Annotated in this window: 13 protein-coding genes and 1 pseudogene; 8 read left to right on the top strand and 6 right to left on the bottom strand. The window is 61.6% G+C overall.

Annotation, left to right across the window (positions count from 1 at the left end; all coding sequences use genetic code 11):
- Nucleotide 1: 1 nt before the first annotated feature.
- From CH341_RS09505 to CH341_RS09495, 3 genes are read right to left on the bottom strand one after another with little or no spacing between them, the layout of a single operon-like run.
- Nucleotides 2-1,132 carry an ABC transporter permease gene (locus CH341_RS09505; protein ID WP_111418801.1) on the bottom strand — a complete coding sequence of 377 codons (1,131 nt, stop codon included), beginning with the start codon at nucleotides 1,130-1,132 and terminating at the stop codon, nucleotides 2-4.
- Nucleotides 1,129-2,907 (bottom strand): ATP-binding cassette domain-containing protein, encoded by a 1,779-nt coding sequence (locus tag CH341_RS09500; RefSeq protein ID WP_111418800.1) that lies wholly within the window; start codon nucleotides 2,905-2,907, stop codon nucleotides 1,129-1,131. The genes CH341_RS09505 and CH341_RS09500 overlap by 4 nt, the downstream gene beginning before the upstream one ends.
- Nucleotides 2,904-3,902, bottom strand: coding sequence for an HlyD family secretion protein (locus tag CH341_RS09495; protein ID WP_111418799.1), 999 nt, complete (start codon nucleotides 3,900-3,902; stop codon nucleotides 2,904-2,906). Before CH341_RS09495 ends, CH341_RS09500 begins: the two co-directional genes overlap by 4 nt.
- A 438-nt stretch (nucleotides 3,903-4,340) precedes the next feature.
- Here CH341_RS09495 and CH341_RS09490 point away from each other — a divergent pair, with 438 nt between their 5' ends.
- Nucleotides 4,341-4,997: a TetR/AcrR family transcriptional regulator gene (locus CH341_RS09490; protein WP_111418798.1), complete on the top strand. Its 657-nt coding sequence runs from the start codon at nucleotides 4,341-4,343 to the stop codon at nucleotides 4,995-4,997.
- A 232-nt stretch (nucleotides 4,998-5,229) separates the two neighbouring features.
- On the opposite strand, the pseudogene CH341_RS09485 reads toward CH341_RS09490, so the two are convergent.
- A pseudogene (locus tag CH341_RS09485) lies at nucleotides 5,230-5,474 on the bottom strand (IS66 family transposase); the annotation flags it as partial.
- Nucleotides 5,475-5,782: 308 nt separating this feature from the next.
- On the opposite strand from CH341_RS09485, the gene CH341_RS09480 reads away from it, so the two are divergent.
- Nucleotides 5,783-6,538 (top strand): SDR family oxidoreductase, encoded by a 756-nt coding sequence (locus tag CH341_RS09480; protein WP_170149559.1) that lies wholly within the window; start codon nucleotides 5,783-5,785, stop codon nucleotides 6,536-6,538.
- A 7-nt stretch (nucleotides 6,539-6,545) separates the two neighbouring features.
- Nucleotides 6,546-7,412 (top strand): SDR family oxidoreductase, encoded by an 867-nt coding sequence (locus CH341_RS09475; RefSeq protein WP_111418796.1) that lies wholly within the window; start codon nucleotides 6,546-6,548, stop codon nucleotides 7,410-7,412.
- Between the two features lie 102 nt (nucleotides 7,413-7,514).
- Here CH341_RS09475 and CH341_RS09470 read toward each other — a convergent pair whose 3' ends face one another.
- Nucleotides 7,515-8,543, bottom strand: a complete 1,029-nt coding sequence (locus tag CH341_RS09470) for a cupin domain-containing protein (protein WP_111418795.1) — start codon at nucleotides 8,541-8,543, stop codon at nucleotides 7,515-7,517.
- 297 nt (nucleotides 8,544-8,840) lie between these two features.
- Here CH341_RS09470 and CH341_RS09465 point away from each other — a divergent pair, with 297 nt between their 5' ends.
- Nucleotides 8,841-10,289 carry an aldehyde dehydrogenase gene (locus CH341_RS09465; RefSeq protein WP_111418794.1) on the top strand — a complete coding sequence of 483 codons (1,449 nt, stop codon included), beginning with the start codon at nucleotides 8,841-8,843 and terminating at the stop codon, nucleotides 10,287-10,289.
- A gap of 235 nt (nucleotides 10,290-10,524) precedes the next feature.
- Complete coding sequence (locus CH341_RS09460) at nucleotides 10,525-11,187, top strand: HXXEE domain-containing protein (protein ID WP_111418793.1); 663 nt, start codon at nucleotides 10,525-10,527, stop codon at nucleotides 11,185-11,187.
- Between the two features lie 1,032 nt (nucleotides 11,188-12,219).
- Here CH341_RS09460 and CH341_RS09455 read toward each other — a convergent pair.
- Nucleotides 12,220-13,569 carry an MFS transporter gene (locus CH341_RS09455; protein ID WP_170149558.1) on the bottom strand — a complete coding sequence of 450 codons (1,350 nt, stop codon included), beginning with the start codon at nucleotides 13,567-13,569 and terminating at the stop codon, nucleotides 12,220-12,222.
- Between the two features lie 672 nt (nucleotides 13,570-14,241).
- Here CH341_RS09455 and CH341_RS36395 point away from each other — a divergent pair.
- The 3 genes from CH341_RS36395 to CH341_RS09445 all read left to right on the top strand — a co-directional run.
- A complete protein-coding gene (locus tag CH341_RS36395; protein ID WP_425376165.1) occupies nucleotides 14,242-14,517 on the top strand; it encodes an HAD family hydrolase in 276 nt (91 codons plus the stop codon).
- A gap of 37 nt (nucleotides 14,518-14,554) precedes the next feature.
- Complete coding sequence (locus CH341_RS36390; protein ID WP_425376164.1) at nucleotides 14,555-14,938, top strand: hypothetical protein; 384 nt, start codon at nucleotides 14,555-14,557, stop codon at nucleotides 14,936-14,938.
- A 927-nt stretch (nucleotides 14,939-15,865) separates the two neighbouring features.
- A partial coding sequence (locus tag CH341_RS09445; protein WP_210208225.1) for a hypothetical protein occupies nucleotides 15,866-16,130 on the top strand: 265 nt, incomplete at its 3' end.

The raw sequence follows: 16,130 nt of genomic DNA, 5'->3' as shown, positions 1-16,130 counted from the left end.
GTCAGCCCAGACTCTTCTTGAGTAAGCGGCGGGTCGCTTCGATCAGAACCACGGAGTAGAGTACGAGGATGCCGCAGTCCCGAAGGATATCCGGCCAATAGTCGCCGACCATGAACAGGGTCTTGATGAGTCCCATGAAGTGGGTCGCCGGCAACAGGTGACTGATGACCTGGACCACCACCGGCAGGTTGCGCAGATCGAATACGAATCCGGACAGCATCATGGCCGGCATGAAGCTGGTCAGCAGCGCCATCTGACTCGCCGTGAACTGATTGCGGGTCGCGGCCGAGATGAACAGGCCGAGCTCGAGCGACACGGTCAGATAGAGTAGCGCGGCGACGATGATCACCCACAGCGAACCGCGCATGGGCACGAGGAACAGGACTCGCGCGGCGAGCAGGCACATCACGAGATCGACGGCCCCGACCACGAGGTAGGGCGCCAGCTTAGCGATCACTAGTTCGAAGGGCCGCACAGGCGTGACGAACAAGGATTCGAGCGTTCCGCGTTCCCATTCACGCGCCACCAGAAGCGAGGTGAGAAAAGCGCCGATCAGGGTCATCACCAGAACGATCACCCCCGGCACGACGAACCAGGTACTTTCGTTCGCCTCGTTGAACCAGGTCCGTTGTACGACGGTCACGCTCGCAGCCGCAGGGGGCTTGTTGCCGGCGCGATCGGCCTGTCGCTGCGTCGGGCCGGCAAGGGCCCCGCTCACGTAGCCCTCGATGGTCGCGGCGGTGGTGGAGTCCACGCCGTTAAGCACCAGCTGCAATCGACCGTCGCCGGATGCCAGCCGCCGCGAAAAGTCGACCGGCACCCGCAGGATCGCATCGGTCTCGGCGGCCCGAAGCATCCGTCCGGCCTCCGCCATCGAGGTGACCCAAGTGGGTGCCAGATAGGGAGAGCCCCGAAGTCCTGCGAGCGCATCGCGCGCGGTCGGGGAGTTGTCCTCCAGCACGACCGTGACACGCGCATTCTTGACGTCGAAGGAAATCCCGAAGCCGAATACGAGGATCAGGCAGATCGGCAGCAGGAGCCCGACGGTCAGGTTGCTGCGGTCACGCAGCATCTGACGCGTTTCCTTTCGGATCAGCGCCAGGAGCCTTGTGGCGAAACCAGAGGTGTTCACGTCGCTGCCCCCTGGGCTTCGCGGCGTGCGCGGCCTCGTTCCACAATGGCGATGAACGCGCTGTTCATATCGCCGGCAGCCTCTGCTGCCTGCTCGCGGACTTCCGTCGGCGTACCCAAGGCGAGCATCTGGCCGGCGTCCTGAATTGCGATACGATCGCAGTATTCGGCTTCTTCCATGAAATGAGTGGTGACGATGATCGTCACGCCGCTCTTGGCGAGGGCGGTGATGGTCCGCCAGAAAGCCCGGCGGGCGAGTGGATCGATACCGCTGGTGGGCTCGTCCAGGAACAGGATGTCGGGCTCGTGCAGGAGGCCTGTCGCCATGGCGAGGCGCTGCTTGTAGCCGGCGGGAAGGAGTCCGCTCTTGGCTGACGCATCCAGGCCGAACTGCGCGAGCGAGGCCTCGACGCGGGCCTTGAGAGCCTTGCCTCGCAGGCCGTAAGCACCGCCGAAAAACTCCAGATTGTTCCGAACCGTCAAGTTGCCGTAGAGCGCGAATCTCTGCGAGACGTACCCGATGCGGGCGCGCGCTTGCGCGCCCGCAGTGCGCAGGTTGCGCCCCGCGACCTGGAGCCGCCCGCTGGTCGCCGGCAACAGGCCACACAACATCCGGAACGTGGTCGTCTTCCCCGCGCCGTTCGGGCCGAGTAACCCGAAGATCTCGCCGCGGGCCACGTCGAATGATGTGCTCGCGACCGCCGTGAAGTCTCCGAACGTTCGCACGAGATCGCGCACGATGATCACCGGCTTGTCACCGCCACCCGCAGTCCGAGGCATGGCGACCGCTATCGCGGGCGAAGGCGTCGCCGGACTTTCCGTCTCTTGCTCATGATGCTGCTGAAGCAGCATCATGAAGGCATCCTCGAGTTCCTCCCGGCGTGCCTCGCAGCGCGCGCCGCGAAGCAAGTCGCTCAATCGCACGGGATCGGCTTCGGGTCGGCGGATGAAGCGAACGTTGCCACCGACCGGTACAGCATCGATGATCAGCTCCGGGGCGTCGATGAGGCGAGCTTGCAATTCCCGTGCGGGCGTGCCGCCGGGCGGAACGGCCGTGAAGGTCAGGCCGTGGGCGCGCGTCCGCAGGCTCTCGGGAGCGCCTTCCGCCAGCAACTTGCCCCGGTTCATGACGAAAACCTGCGCACAGCGTTCGGCTTCGTCCATGTAGGCCGTGCTGACGATGACGCTGAGATGCTCCTCGTCGACGAGTTGTTGAACGATGGTCCACAAGTCACGGCGTGACAGCGGGTCCACACCGACACTCGGCTCGTCGAGGAGAAGCAGGTCGGGAGACCGCACCAGCGTGCAGGCGAGCCCTAGCTTCTGCTTCATGCCGCCGGAGAGCTTGCCGGCCGGCCGGCCGGTGAAGCGCGTCAGGTCGGTCATTTCGAGCATTCGCGAAAAGCGCTCCCGGCGCTGATCCTGCGGAACGCCATGAAGATCGGCGTAAAGGGTCAGGTTCTCCTGCACGCTCAGGTCTTCGTACAGGCCGAAACGCTGCGGCATGTAGCTGATGCGGTCCTGCACTGATTGCGGATCGGCCGTCACGTCGATGCCGAGCACACGCAGCGATCCGGAGTCGGGCCCGAGCAGGCCGGCGAACATCCGCATGAGCGTCGTCTTGCCGGCACCGTCCGGGCCGACCAGCGCGGTCAGCTGTCCTGTGCGCACCATCATGGACAGGTCGTCGACAGCGGCAATGACGCCGCCCCCCGGATCCTCGAAGGTCCTTCTCAGAGCCTCGACCGCGACGATCGCGTTCCCGCTGCTCGTCATGGGCTCCGCCCGACCAGCAGACGGACAGTGACCGGTTGGCCCAGACGGAGGGTATCGGCGTCGTCTTCGACGACGACGCGAACCTCGTAGACGAGACTGGTCCGCAATTCTTCGGTCTCCACCGATTTCGGCGTGAACTCGGCAACAGACGAGATGTAGCCGACCGTTCCGCTGACCGGCCTGGCGGGATGGCTGTCGGTGAAGACCCGGGCCTCCATGCGCGGCTTGATCTTGCCGAGGTCCGGTTCGCTGACATAAACGCGCGCCCACTTCGGTTTCGTGAGCGCGAGCGCGTACACGGGCGACTGGGCCGTGACCATGTCACCGGGCTCGTGCAGGCGGGAACGCACCACGGAATCCGCAGGAGCCTGGAGCCGCCCGAGTTCGATCTGATGACGCAGTTGGGCCAGCTGAGCTTCGAATGCCTTGAGCTGGGCTTCGGCACTCGCGATATCTTCGGCCCGAGGTCCCTTGACGGCTAATTGCAACGTGGCGCGCAGTTCGTCGACCTTCGCCCGCGCGGCGTGGGCGTCGGCCCGCCGCTGATCGACGGTCTGCGCAGTGATTGCGCCGCTGTTGGTTGCCAGCAGGTTGGTCGCACGGGAGTAATCCTGGTCGGCGCGGGCAGCAGAAGCTTCGGACGACGCCAATTGGGCGCGCGCCTGTTCGATTTCTTCCGGGCGAGAGCCGTTACGGAGCTTGCGGAGCGCCTCTCGCTGGGCGTCGAGTTGAGCTTCGGCTTGATCAGCCTGAATCTCCAAGATCCGCGTGTCGAGCAGGGCGATCACCTGACCGAAAGTCACCTGGTCGCCCTCTTCGACGCGCATCTCCGTGATCCGGCCGCTGCCGTCGAAGGCGAGCGAGACCTGCCGGATGTCCACATTGCCGTGCAGCACCAACTCGCCGGCGTCGCCAGCGTGACGACGGGTCCACCAGCACCAGCCGGCGGCGACCACCACCGCCATAAGCAGAACGGAGATGAGGACTTTCTTCATTCCAGGCACTTCTCGAACGCGGCTTCGTTTAAAATTAAATTGAATTTAAGACGCAAGAGGTCTAATGTCGAGCCCCACTGAGAGGAGATGCGCGATTTCGGCGGCGCCGGACCGCCAGGTGTTTCAGCAAGCGCCTCTCCAGAAACGGGTTCGGCGTGTTCTTGTTGCACAGCTCCGACCGACGACTTGGCGTAGAAGCGGCTATCCCTGAGGCGCGCCGGATCCTGAGGCCTTGGTCCTGTGGCCCGGAACGGGCTAGAGACATCCGAGGGGCTGGGGATCGCATCGCCAGGGGGGCATTGATCAGCTCGACGGTATAGGACGAAATTTCTCGGCCATTTCCAAACAATACCAAATATGATCAGGGATCGCCATGAGAGGTTTGCGCGAAGGCTTGTGGGGCAGACCGAAGACCGACCGTCCGATTGAGTGGACGCCATGAACAAAGCAGTTCGCGTGCAGCGAGCCGACGGTGAGACGACCTACAATCGTATTCTGGAAGCGGCCGGCAAACTGTTCGCATCGAACGGCTTCGCCGAAACCACAAATAAGATCATTGCTGCGAGCGCCAGAGTCGATCTGGCTTCGATCAACTATCATTTCAAGAGTCGCAGCGGCCTCTATGAGGCCGTGCTGCTGGAAGCTCACCACCGGCTTATCAGCATCGAGAGTCTGCAACAGGTCGCCTCGAGCCATATGTCCGGGCCAGAGAAGCTCAAGAAGCTCATGGAGGGATTGGTGGAGAGCGCAGTCCTTGATCAGGGCTGGCATGCGAGGGTGTTGAGCCGGGAGCTGCTGTCGCCATCCTCCCACGTTCGGGTTCTGCAGAAGAAGGAGATCACCGCAAAGCTGCAGATCGTTCTGGGAATTCTAAGCAAGATCACCGACATACCCGTTGGCGATCCCTCGCTGCTTCGTTGCCTCATCAGTGTCATGGCTCCTTGTGCGATGATGCTGGTCGTAGGGCGCAATGTCGCCCCGGTCGCAGATGAAATCCGCCGCATGCCGCGTCGGGCTCTGGTCGAACATCTCTACAAATTCGCTATCGGGGGACTTGATGCAATTGGGCGGGAAAGCAGTGCGCGCCGGAAATAAGCGTTGGCGGAAGTAACAGCGCCAAGCCGCTTCGCTAGGATCAGGCGAAGCACGCCTTTTCCTAAAGAGTCAGCCCAATTGACGCGAGCTAGCGGCTTCTTAGGCGACGGCGGTCCCGTGTCCCGTAAGGATCGCGAGAAGCTCGCTCGCCGTCACTCAGGCAGAGAGAGACCAAGTCCCATGTCCTGATTATGAACTGCCTCTGCTCGTCAATGCAAGGTACCCATCCGGTAAAGGCCGCAAGGATGTCTTTGGGCAGAGATCCGGGGTAGTCAGGCCGCAGCCGCAGCGGCGGATGATCGCCACTGCGATCGCGCGAGCAGAAGAACGCCGCGGCCGGCGGATCGTGGCCGCTGAACGGACGATCGTCCCGGACGTAGGTCTACAAGCGGCCGGTACGCGTCTTGCCCTTCGCCAGAGCGGTACCGGCGTATCGTCGGCATGGATGCGTGCGGCTGCGAATACGTGGACACGGAGGACCAGATCTGCTCATGGGAGGCCGTGCAGACCAGTTGGAAACGCCGCCAACGGCGCGACCCGGGCGGACGCGTCGCGCCCCAATCGGACATCGCCGAGAAACGGGCCCGACAAACCGGACCGCGATCGCTCGGGCGCCGCGGGCACCCGGGGTTGATTTCGGTGACTTGATAGTCATATAATTTGATGCGTGGTGAGAAATGCCGTCCGCGATCCGCACACGCCGCTTCGAATGGCTCACGCCAAAGCGCTCCGGATCCCCACCTCTCTACCGCGGACCTTTACTGGAGACCTGTAAGCATATGCGAATGCGCGATAACACCGTCCTCATCACCGGCGGTACCTCTGGCATCGGACGAGGACTAGCGGAAGCCTTTTACCAGCTCGGCAACCAAGTCATTGTCACCGGCCGCCGCGAAGATCGGTTGAAGGAAATGTCAGGGCGTCATCCCGGGATGCGCTACTTTGTCCTTGATGTTACCGACGCCATCGCGATTCAGCAGACTGCGCGACAGGTGATCTCGGAGTTCCCGACCGTCAATTGCGTCTTCAACAACGCGGGTGTGCAGACGCGCATGAGCTTCGCCCCGGGGAACATCCTCGACCACGAAGCGATCCAGTCCGAGATCGACACCAATCTTCTCGGTCCCATCCGGGTGGCCGCGGCCTTTCTCCCGCACCTGGCTGCGCAATCCGGCGCGACCCTGATCAATGTCTCGTCCGGCTTGGCATTCGTTCCTGTGGAACGGTTTCCTGTTTACTGCGCGGCCAAGGCAGCCATTCACGCCTGGACGCTTTCGCTGCGCGCGCAACTGAAGAACTCTGGCGTCGAGGTCGTGGAGCTCGTTCCGCCCTATGTTGCCACCGAACTCGGTGGATCGGGCAGAATGGCGCCGCCTTCCGGCTCGGCCATCAACATCATGCCGCTGGAGGCTTTCGTTGCCGAAGCAATGCAGGGCTTGGAGTCTGGTGCGGATGAAGTCGTCGTGGGCGACGCGAAGAGACTCGTTGCGGCTACGTCGCTTGAAAACGCCAAAAAGGTCTTCTCGCTGATAAACTCGTGAGAATGCCATGATTCTGGTGACTGGAGCTGCCGGCAAGACCGGTCGTCATATCTTGAGGGGCTTGCGCGCGCTTCAGCGTCCCGTGCGCGCACTCGTGCACTCTGACGCTGCTCGGCAGCAGCTCGAAAAATTAGGCGTCGAAGAGACGGCTTTGGGTGACATGCTCCATCCGCCCACTCTTGCGGGTGCGATGGAGGGTGTCAACGCCGTGTTGCATATTGGCCCGGCCATGCATCCCAAGGAAAGCGTCATCGGCATCAATGTCATTGATGCCGCGCGTCAGTCCGGGGTCAAGCGTTTCGTCTATTCTTCCGTAGCGCATCCCCAGATCGAGGCCTTAGTGAATCATCAAGCCAAACTGTCAGTCGAACGATACCTAATTGAATCCGGACTCGCTTATACCATTCTGCAGCCCATGCACTACATGCAAAATGTCTCCGTCCCGAATGTGATCGGAAGCGGCGTCCTCGCACTCCCGTATTCGCTCGATATGCCCATGTCGTTCCTCGACCTCCTCGATTACGGCGAGGTCGTCGTCAAGGTGCTTGCCGAAGACGGCCACGAGCGCGCCACCTATCACCTGTGTGGTCCCGACCACATGAGTTACCGTCAGGTCGCGGAGTTGATCAGCCGCGAGTCCGGACGAAGCATCGAACCGCGACGGATCTCGCAGGAGGCCGCGATCGAGAACTTCCCGATCGTTCGCAGCCAGGGTGCATATGCGGCTCTCGGGGTCGAGCGCCTGTTCCTCTACTATGATCTCTTCGGACTCTCGGGCAATTCCAACATCTTGCGCTGGTTGCTGAGGCGCGATCCGACAAACTACGCACAATATGTGAAACGGGAACTCGCTGCCGCAAGGATGGGCGCGTAACCGCATCTTTGTGGCGCGCAAGTTCAAATACCGGGCTGCGCGACCAAACTCCTCGACAATCGCCGGTGTTCGCTCGCTACCTTGCTGCGGGCCGAGCGCTGCTCAATTCAGTTGAGCATGAGGGGTGCCCGGCTTAGCTTCGATTGCGTCTTCTCGCGTGACGCCACGCCGATAGCCGCCAGGGGTGATTCCCATGACCCTCCGAAATGTACGGGCGAAGGAAATCGGAGACGCGTAGCCGAGTTCGTCGGCGACGACGCTGATCGGAACTCCCTCCGCGAGGCGGCGCGAGGCAAGGTGCATTCGCCATTCTGTCAAGTAACGGATCGGCGACAACTCGAGGCAGGCCGTGAACTCGAGCGCAAACGGGGTGCGGGACATTCCGGCCTCAGTAGCGAGTTGCGCGACCGTCCAGTTGCGCTGCGGATCGTGATGGATCGCCTGCAGGGCGCGGCTGATGCGCGGATGAAACAGGCCGCGGAGCCATCCGCGCGCATCGGCCGCCTGGATACTCAGGTGGGTGCGCACCGCCTGGATAAAGATCAGGTCGGTCATCCGGCTCACGGCGGCCGCGTAGCCGGGCGTCCCTTTCGGAGGTTCGCTCGCCACCATGTCGAGCGCGAAATCCAGCCAGGAGCGAACCTTCAGGTGCTCCGCTCGGATATGCATGACGCTCGGCAGTGCCCTTAACAGCAGGTTGCGGTTCGGAACGGGAAATGCAGAAACCAGATCGATGACCAGCGTACGTGCGCCCGGCCCGTTGCCCCAGTAGCGCACCGGTCGCGGATACTGGTTCTGCGGCGTCCACACGGGATGTCCAATGGCGTCGAGAAGCGGCGCGATCGGGGTGCCCTTGAGCCCGGGGCTCGACGCAAGCGTATGCGGATCTCCGTGCGGGAACGCGATGAGATCGCCTCTTCCGAGCTCGATGGTCGGGCCCTCCGCGGGATTACAGAAGCAGGTCCCCTCTGCAACGATGTGACAGACGACACCACCTTTTCGCGGATGAGCGACGGACCACAATCCCGGCAGATTGAAGATGGCGAGCAGACTACTTTCCATATGCATGGCGGAAAGCGCTTCGCTCAGCGGATCAACCGGGGTCGGATCGACTGTGTTCTTCTGAATCATGGCCTTCCGCCGTGATGATCATTTCGGCAACCCGTGATCAGAAGTTAAGCTGAAGCCTCCCGATCTCGCAAGAGGAGTCGGGCTTCCGTAGTTCTACGCTGTCGCCGTTCCGCATAAGGGTGTGGCGATACCGAGGCCTCAAACAGCGCGCCCATCTGGTACGCTCGGTTAATAATCGAGAACTGTAGAGCGTTTCGCGCTCGCGCCACGCCTGCATTATGCGGCGGCAGGCAGTGGCTCTGCGACGCTGGGCGTCGCGGCATCGTGCTGTTTCAACCCGCCGAATGGACGATCCCCATGAGAACAACTCTGCTGATCGATAATAGAGAGGTCCCCGCATCCAGCGGTGAAACCTTCCAGCGCTTGAGCCCGATCGACGGGTCACTGGTGACGGAGGCGGCTGCCGCGACGCTGGACGACGCGCGGCTTGCGATCGAGTCGGCGGCGGCAGCATTTCCGGCGTGGGCGGCCCTGGGGCCAAACGCGCGCCGCGACATCCTGATGGAGTCGGCGCGGCTGCTGCAGGAACGCGTGAACGAGCTGATCGAGCCGATGATGCAGGAAACCGGCGCGGCCCAGCCGTGGATCCGGTTCAACGTCAAGATCGCCTCCGGGATGCTGCGCGAAGCGGCCGCGCTCACCACGCAGATCAAGGGCGAGGTCATCCCGACCGACAAGCCGGGCGCGATGACGATCACCGTGCGGCGGCCCGTGGGTGTGATCCTGTCCATCGTGCCGTGGAACGCGCCGATCATTCTGGCGGTGCGTTCGTTCGCCTTGGCGCTCGCCTGCGGCAACACTGTGGTAATGAAGGCCGCGTCCCCGAGCCCGGGCACACAGTTCAACCTGGTCCGCATCATGCGTGACGCCGGTCTGCCGCCGGGCGTCCTCAACTACATCAGTAACGCGCCCGCCAACACACCGAAGATCGTCGAATCGATGATCGCGCATCCGGCCGTGCGGCGGGTCAACATCACCGGCTCGACCGGGTCGGGACGTGCGGTCGCCGAGATCTGCGGCCGCCATCTCAAGCCGGTGCTCCTCGAGCTGGGCGGGAAGGCGCCGATGATCGTTCTGGAGGACGCCGACATCGAGCACGCGGCGCGGGCCTGCGCGTTCGGCGCCTACATCCATCAGGGCCAAGTATGCATGTCGACCGAGCGCGCGGTCGTCGAGAACAAGATCGCCGACGCGTTCGCGGAGAAGCTCGCCGCCAAGGCGAAGACCATCGCGACCGGCGATCCGCGCAAGAGCGACGCCCCTCTCGGCTCGCTGATCGGCAAGGCCGACGCGGCGCGGGTCAAGGACCTGATCGAGGACGCGGTCGCCAAGGGCGCGCGGCTCTTGGCCGGCGGCACGGCCGACGGCGCCCTGATGACCGCGAGCGTGCTGGACCACGTCACGCCGGAAATGAAGATCTACTACGAGGAGTCGTTCGGTCCGGTGGTGTGCCTGGTGCGCGTCGATGGCGTCGAGGAAGCCGTCCGGGTCGCCAATGACACCGAGTACGGGTTGTCGTCGTCGATCTTCACGCACGACGTGAAGAAGGCTCTTGAGGTGGCCTCGCGGCTCGATTTCGGCTGCTGCCACATCAATGGCCCTACCGTGCACGACGAGCCGCAGATGCCACTGGGCGGTATGAAGGCAAGCGGTTACGGCCGCTTTGGCGGTCAGCCTGGCATCAGCGAATTCACCGAGTTGCAGTGCATCACCATCGAGGACCCGTCGCAGCACTACCCATTTTGACGGGTCGCGCGCTACCCCACCGCGAGGCGGAGGCGCCTCCGGGGCCATGGGACGAATGGAGGGCCCGGCATTCTTGCCGACCGGTCGAGTGCGATCTGTCGGATGACGAGACAGCCGGACCGAACTTCCGATCGATGCTCCAGGGCATCATGCAGGTCACGCTGGCATTCGGCTCGACAAGCACCCGAAATCGACGCGAGCCCGGGACGCCATCGGCATTCAAAGGAGACATGAGATGGATTTTTATCGTCGAAACTGGTACTGGATTGGCATGTACCTTTTCGCTGCCATCGCGTTTTTCTTAGGCTTCGGGGGAAACAAGCTGTTCAGCGATATTCAGCTAATTTTGATATACAGTTTCATGGGATTTTTGGTCCACCAGTACGAGGAGTATGGCGCTCCGGGCGGGTTTCCCGGAATATTCAACGTCGTTCTCGGAGAAAGAGACGTCATCGATCGATATCCGACAAATGCCAATTTGGTGATGATCAATAATGTATTCATGACTTATCCGTTCTACATATTGGCCGTCATATTCCCTGGCGCCATATGGTTCGGCCTTATACAAGTGGGGCAGGGCATGGCGCAGATTCTCAATCACGGTATTTACAACAACTTGAAGTTCAAAAGCATATACAATCCGGGCCTCGGGGCGGTCATATTTGTGAACTGGCCGATTGGATTGTATTACATTTGGCATGTCTCCACAAACAACCTGGCGACCACGACCGACTATGTCCTAGGGTTTATCGGGGCGATCTTGTCCCTGGTGGTGCTGTGGGCGATACCAGTGTCAACTCTGAGAGACAAGAACACGAAGTATCCGTATGCGGAATCTCAAATGTACGGCGTTAATGACTGGGCCAAAGAAAAGGTCTTGCAAATCAAGAATTCCTAATTCTTGTTTCTGCTGATCCGCAATGGAGACAAAAGCCGACACTGAGAATGGGTGTCACAAGGGCGCTCTTCAGAAGTGTCGGCTTCTGTCGTGTCGGGTGTCCTTCATTTTTTTTAAATACTCACCTTGGATTCTAGGCCTCGAGTAGTCTCGATTCATGGATCTCGGATCCGGTTCGTCGATTCCGGGTGAATGATCCTCCGCCGGGTTCATGGTATTTTCCGCGGTCGGTTCCGGTTTGAAACACGTCAGGCATGGAGTCGGCGCGGCAGCAGACGTCCCGTGGCAACGTAGATCATGCCTCGGAGAACATTTGCCCGGCGCTCGTAATCGCCGACCAATCTACACCGCCCCGACCGTCCAGCCGCAGGGACGCTCGACCCCCCGCCTGCGCGGCCGCACGTGGAAGCCAGGCCCGCCGGTCATCCGCGAGACTCCGATCAGAGCCGGCGGTTGATGTTCGCTGGTGGCGGGACAAACCGGCCGGAGGCGCCAGGGTCGGTGGCTCGGCCGGCAAGCGCGGCGGGTTAACCGTTTCGATGCTGACGGCCGTAGGACTTTGTCGACATTCTCTCGAACGACTACCTCCCGGCTGAGCGGGGACCAACTCGCCGAGCTGGCGCAAATGGTCGAGACCGCCCGGAGCAGGCCGTCCATGGTGCGGTGCGCTGGCGAAAAATCTATCGTCGGTGCCTCGTTCCTGCGCGCGTCGGGGCCGAGTATCAGGAGCGGGCGATCGGCAAGATCTCCGACGCGCTCGGCATTTCCCATGACGAAATCCTGGTGCTGGCCGTTCGTCGATGCATTCGAGCGCCTTGCGCAATCGATTGGGGTGCTCGATAAGACACATAGCCGACGCATCGACCCTGCCTGTCACAGGCGCGGCGGTCACCTGGCAGTGTCAGCCCTTGTGGATCAATTGAACTCAGTCGGACAGGGTGCCTGAAACCCGGAACGGCGGATTCGCAGAGAAACCCGGGCCGTTTCGGCCTGGCAATACTTTGTGCCAGGCCGTCTTTTCACTGCGTGCGATCAAATTGCCTGCGCCGTTTGCATCTCGGAGAGCTGCTTTCGATACAGCGGCACTAGAACAAGAGCCACCACAAACCCGAAACCCATCAGCGTTCCCGAAATATAGAACAGCGTATTGATCGAGACGTTAAACCCGACGAGCACACCGGCGAATAGCGGACCAACGACCGACCCGCAACGTCCGAACGTGTAGCAAACCCCCACGCCCCAGGATCTAATATATGTTGGGTATACCTGGCTCTGGCTCGCTATGTTAGCAAACTGGATTCCGATAACACAGAATCCGGAGAGCCCCGAAAGCGCTATGACCCACATCTCGGAGCCGCCCGGCATTCCAATCAAGCCTACTACCAAGGCCCCTACTGCGAACAGCGCTGGAACCGGAGCAAAGCCCCATCTGTCCACCGGTCGGGTGATTGCAAGTGCGCCTAAGAAGCCGCATATCTGAAAGGCGGCCGTAGCCAAAGCTGCACGCGGGACCGACGTGCCTTGGCCGGTCAGCAGGAGCGGCGTCCACTGGTTGACAAAATACAGTTGCAGAAGCGCCAGGAAGTTCGAAACCCAGAGCAGTGGCGTTATCGCCGCCAGCCGTCCTAGAAACAGCGCTTTGAAGGAGAATTTCGGCGCATTCGCTTCGTCGCCGAGAACAAACTTCGCGTCTGCGGGTACATGCAAGCTGGGGCTAAGGATTTTAAGCAGCTTTGTAAGCTCGTCCCAGCGCTCCGGCTTCAGCGTCAAGAACTTTGCCGACTCCGGGAAGACAAAATATCCAATAACAGCCAGTGCGATTGGAATAAGTCCGCCGATCCAAAAGACGATATGCCACGAAGTGTGCCCTAAGACCAGCGCAGCCATAAGGCCACCAAGTCCGCCGCCCAGAGCGACCCCAACGACTCCCATAACGATCATCGTGGCCCGAATACGGCGCGGAGCGAATTCTGCAACAAGAGCGGTTCCGATTGCTAAAACGCCGCCAATTCCCAAGCCTGCCAAAAACCGCAGGATCATTAATTGATTCAGCGACTGCGCAAAGACCGCTGCGAGTGTCAGCACTCCAAACCACAAAGTTCCGGTGAGTATAATCGGCTTACGGCCGACCCGGTCTGCCAGGTGCCCGACGAGCACCGGTCCAAGCGCCGCGCCGAGCAGGCCTGATGCGAAGAGTGGTCCAAAGGCTGCGGGACTGAAATTCCACTCCTGCCTCAAAAGCGGCGCTACATACGCAACGCACACTGTATCGTATCCGTCGGTCAACATTATAACAAAAGAGAGAATAACAACTTTCCAATGAAGTGACCCCATCCGCTGTTCGTCAATCACCTTGGCAACGTCGATGACCGTACGCGTCATTATTCCCTCCATATTTATGGCCCCTCCGGAATACCAAGATGGTCTCGGAATCCCGGCGCGTTGAGCTCGGGGGCTTGTTGAGCCGTGATCGTCCGCGGGGCGATCGCATTGGGGTCGAGAGTAAAGGAGCCGCCTCTGAAGCGCTGCTCGTGAATCAAGCAGGCAGCACCGGTAAAAAGGCTACCGGAGGAGCGCCCTCTTCCACGCACCACTGATATGCGATCCCCCATGGAACTATCGAGGCGACCTGCATATGCAGTCGGATTTCGACCACAAAAAAGGGCTTGCGTGTTCTTATTTATTGACCCAGCGTCCTTCGCGTGTCGGGAGGGCGTAGACCTTTCATGCCGAGATTTATAACTGTTCCGGCTCAGATCGATGTTCACCGTGACCTTGGCCCGTGAGCCGTCGGCCCGCTCCATCACCACTTCCTCCCCCGGGTGGCACTGGGCTTTGTCGTATTTCGTTCCCGCATTAGCGTTCCTGCTTCGCCAAAACAGCACCGACCGGGGCGCCATCGCCCCGGTCGAGCAGTCGCAAGCGACGCTATGATGACGCCAAACTTCGCGTCAGGAACAATGGGCTCAATCCCGGATTAATAACTACAAAGTACTTCCACGCCCTGTTCACATCGTCGACTCGGGCAATAGCGTTCGTGATACGAGAACGTCCATGGTACGAGCGATCAAATTCGGCATCGACGGCACGTTGATCGACAGCGTCGATGCACACGCCGAGTCCTGGGTCCGGGCCTTCGCGAAGTTCGGCGTCGAGACCGACTTCGACGACGTGCGCCGTCACATCGGAATGGGCGCGGACCGCCTGATGCCGGCCTTTGCGTCGGATGATCTGCTGCAGAAGCACGGCAAAGGACATCGAGTCTTACCGTTCGGACCCGTTCAAGCGCGAATACCTCCCGAAAATTCGTCCGTTCCCGCGGGTCCGTGATCTGTTCGAGCGCATACGCGCCAACGGGCAGACGATCGTGCTCGGGTCGTCCTGCGCGGCCGACGAGATCGAGGGCTACAAGCGGATCGCCGGTGTCGCGGTGATCGGGGTCCTGTGCGGCGGCAGCACGGAACAGGCCCTGCGCGAGGCCGGCTGTGTCACCGTCTACCGCGATCGGCCGATCTGCTCGACGGCTACGCGCAGTCGCCGCTCGCCGCAGGAGGTCGAGTCCCTGATTCCAAGGCTCACACTTCGGCGGAGCGCTGATTCCTCATCGGATGTACAGTCCCGCCACGGTCATGGTCGGGAGCATGAGAATCGCCGCGACCACGATCCACGCGGCGCCGAACTTCTGGGTCTTGGACGTGACATCGCCGGCCCACAGGTCCTGACTCCAGGCGCGTTGTATACGGCCCGCTGACGCCGGCATGCTTCTATACCGACTCCGGGGGGCGAAACACGTGTGCTCAGGTGTGCCCGCCCACCATCCCCTGGTGCGTCATCCATCCAATGCCTTGCTACTGTTTCGGCCCCCCGCAACCGACCCACGGCCTCCGTCTGCTCCCCCCTCTCACGCCGGCTGCGCAGCGACGACTCTCAAGGGCGGACCTGTCCATCAAGACTTGGTCCGGCGGACGACCCGCAGCGGCCAGGACGGGCCGATTTGTGGCGACGACGACAGCGGTGCCTCGTGCTTCGCAGCCGGGTTTCGGTGCAGTTGTTGCCATGGCCCGGGTGACGGTCGAACCGGCTTCTCGCCCTTCCGGATCTAGTGAGACTTCGTCCTCTTGCGAGGGCGTCGCAGACGCAGTCCTTCAGTCCGGAAGCTGCGATCCTGTGGCGTCGTCGTAGGGCAGCATCCGTGGGCGACGGGATGCGGGCGGCTGACGACCAGTCGCAAGAATGTTGAAAGGCCGGGCGGACTCCGCCCTTCGCGCTGTCGCGTCACAATATCAGCGCGGCGGGAGAAAGATCCCGGCCCGACATCATACGCGATCGCGGTGCTCCCAGCATCCTTCCGCATGCGCCGTCTCTGGCCCGGATTGTCGGGGTCGGATGCACCCGCGCCCATCGCGCCGCCCGTGTGATGTCGCTCACAGTGGCGCCTGTTGTGACCAACTAGGGTAAGCAATCTGAAGAGCGGTCGACACGAAGAAAAGCGGAATGCCTGAACCAAATAGCTGCATCAGCGGCGGCGAGCAGGAACAGCCAGATAAGATTCGATGGATGGTATAGCGGACGCCATGAGCGCGAGAGTCAGTTGGACAGACATCGCGACGCTACTCCGAGTGACGATCTCGGACCTGAATTACAGACAAACCCCTGACGAGACGACAAGGAGAATCCCATGACCATGAAGAAGACCTTCGCGATCGTGACGGCGGTGGCGTTCCTGTCGGCGTCCCAGGCCTACGCATTCGGTGGCATTGGCGGCAATGGTGGGTTCGGTGGTGCCGGTAAGTTCGGTGGCGTCGGTGGCGCCGGCGGAAGTGGCGGAGCCGGCAAGAACTTCGGTGTGGGCGGCAACGGCGGCAACGGTGGAACCGGCAAGTTCGGCGGGTTCGGCGGCGGTGGTGGGTCCGGCGGGTCGGGCAATTTTGGCGGCATCGGCG

This window comes from Rhodoplanes roseus (assembly GCF_003258865.1).
Taxonomy (GTDB): Bacteria; Pseudomonadota; Alphaproteobacteria; order Rhizobiales; family Xanthobacteraceae; genus Rhodoplanes; species Rhodoplanes roseus.
Note: the sequence above shows the minus strand (reverse complement) of the source record. Positions and strands in the feature narration are given on the sequence as shown.

Bases quoted from the DNA above. Each gene is read 5' to 3' on its own strand.
- CH341_RS09500 (WP_111418800.1), bottom strand. From the start codon at position 2,907: ATGACGAGCAGCGGGAACGCGATCGTCGCGGTCGAGGCTCTGAGAAGG.
- CH341_RS09495 (WP_111418799.1), bottom strand. From the start codon at position 3,902: ATGAAGAAAGTCCTCATCTCCGTTCTGCTTATGGCGGTGGTGGTCGCC.
- CH341_RS09490 (WP_111418798.1), top strand. From the start codon at position 4,341: ATGAACAAAGCAGTTCGCGTGCAGCGAGCCGACGGTGAGACGACCTAC.
- CH341_RS09480 (WP_170149559.1), top strand. From the start codon at position 5,783: ATGCGCGATAACACCGTCCTCATCACCGGCGGTACCTCTGGCATCGGA.
- CH341_RS09475 (WP_111418796.1), top strand. From the start codon at position 6,546: ATGATTCTGGTGACTGGAGCTGCCGGCAAGACCGGTCGTCATATCTTG.
- CH341_RS09470 (WP_111418795.1), bottom strand. From the start codon at position 8,543: ATGATTCAGAAGAACACAGTCGATCCGACCCCGGTTGATCCGCTGAGC.
- CH341_RS09465 (WP_111418794.1), top strand. From the start codon at position 8,841: ATGAGAACAACTCTGCTGATCGATAATAGAGAGGTCCCCGCATCCAGC.
- CH341_RS09460 (WP_111418793.1), top strand. From the start codon at position 10,525: ATGGATTTTTATCGTCGAAACTGGTACTGGATTGGCATGTACCTTTTC.
- CH341_RS09455 (WP_170149558.1), bottom strand. From the start codon at position 13,569: ATGACGCGTACGGTCATCGACGTTGCCAAGGTGATTGACGAACAGCGG.
- CH341_RS36395 (WP_425376165.1), top strand. From the start codon at position 14,242: ATGGTACGAGCGATCAAATTCGGCATCGACGGCACGTTGATCGACAGC.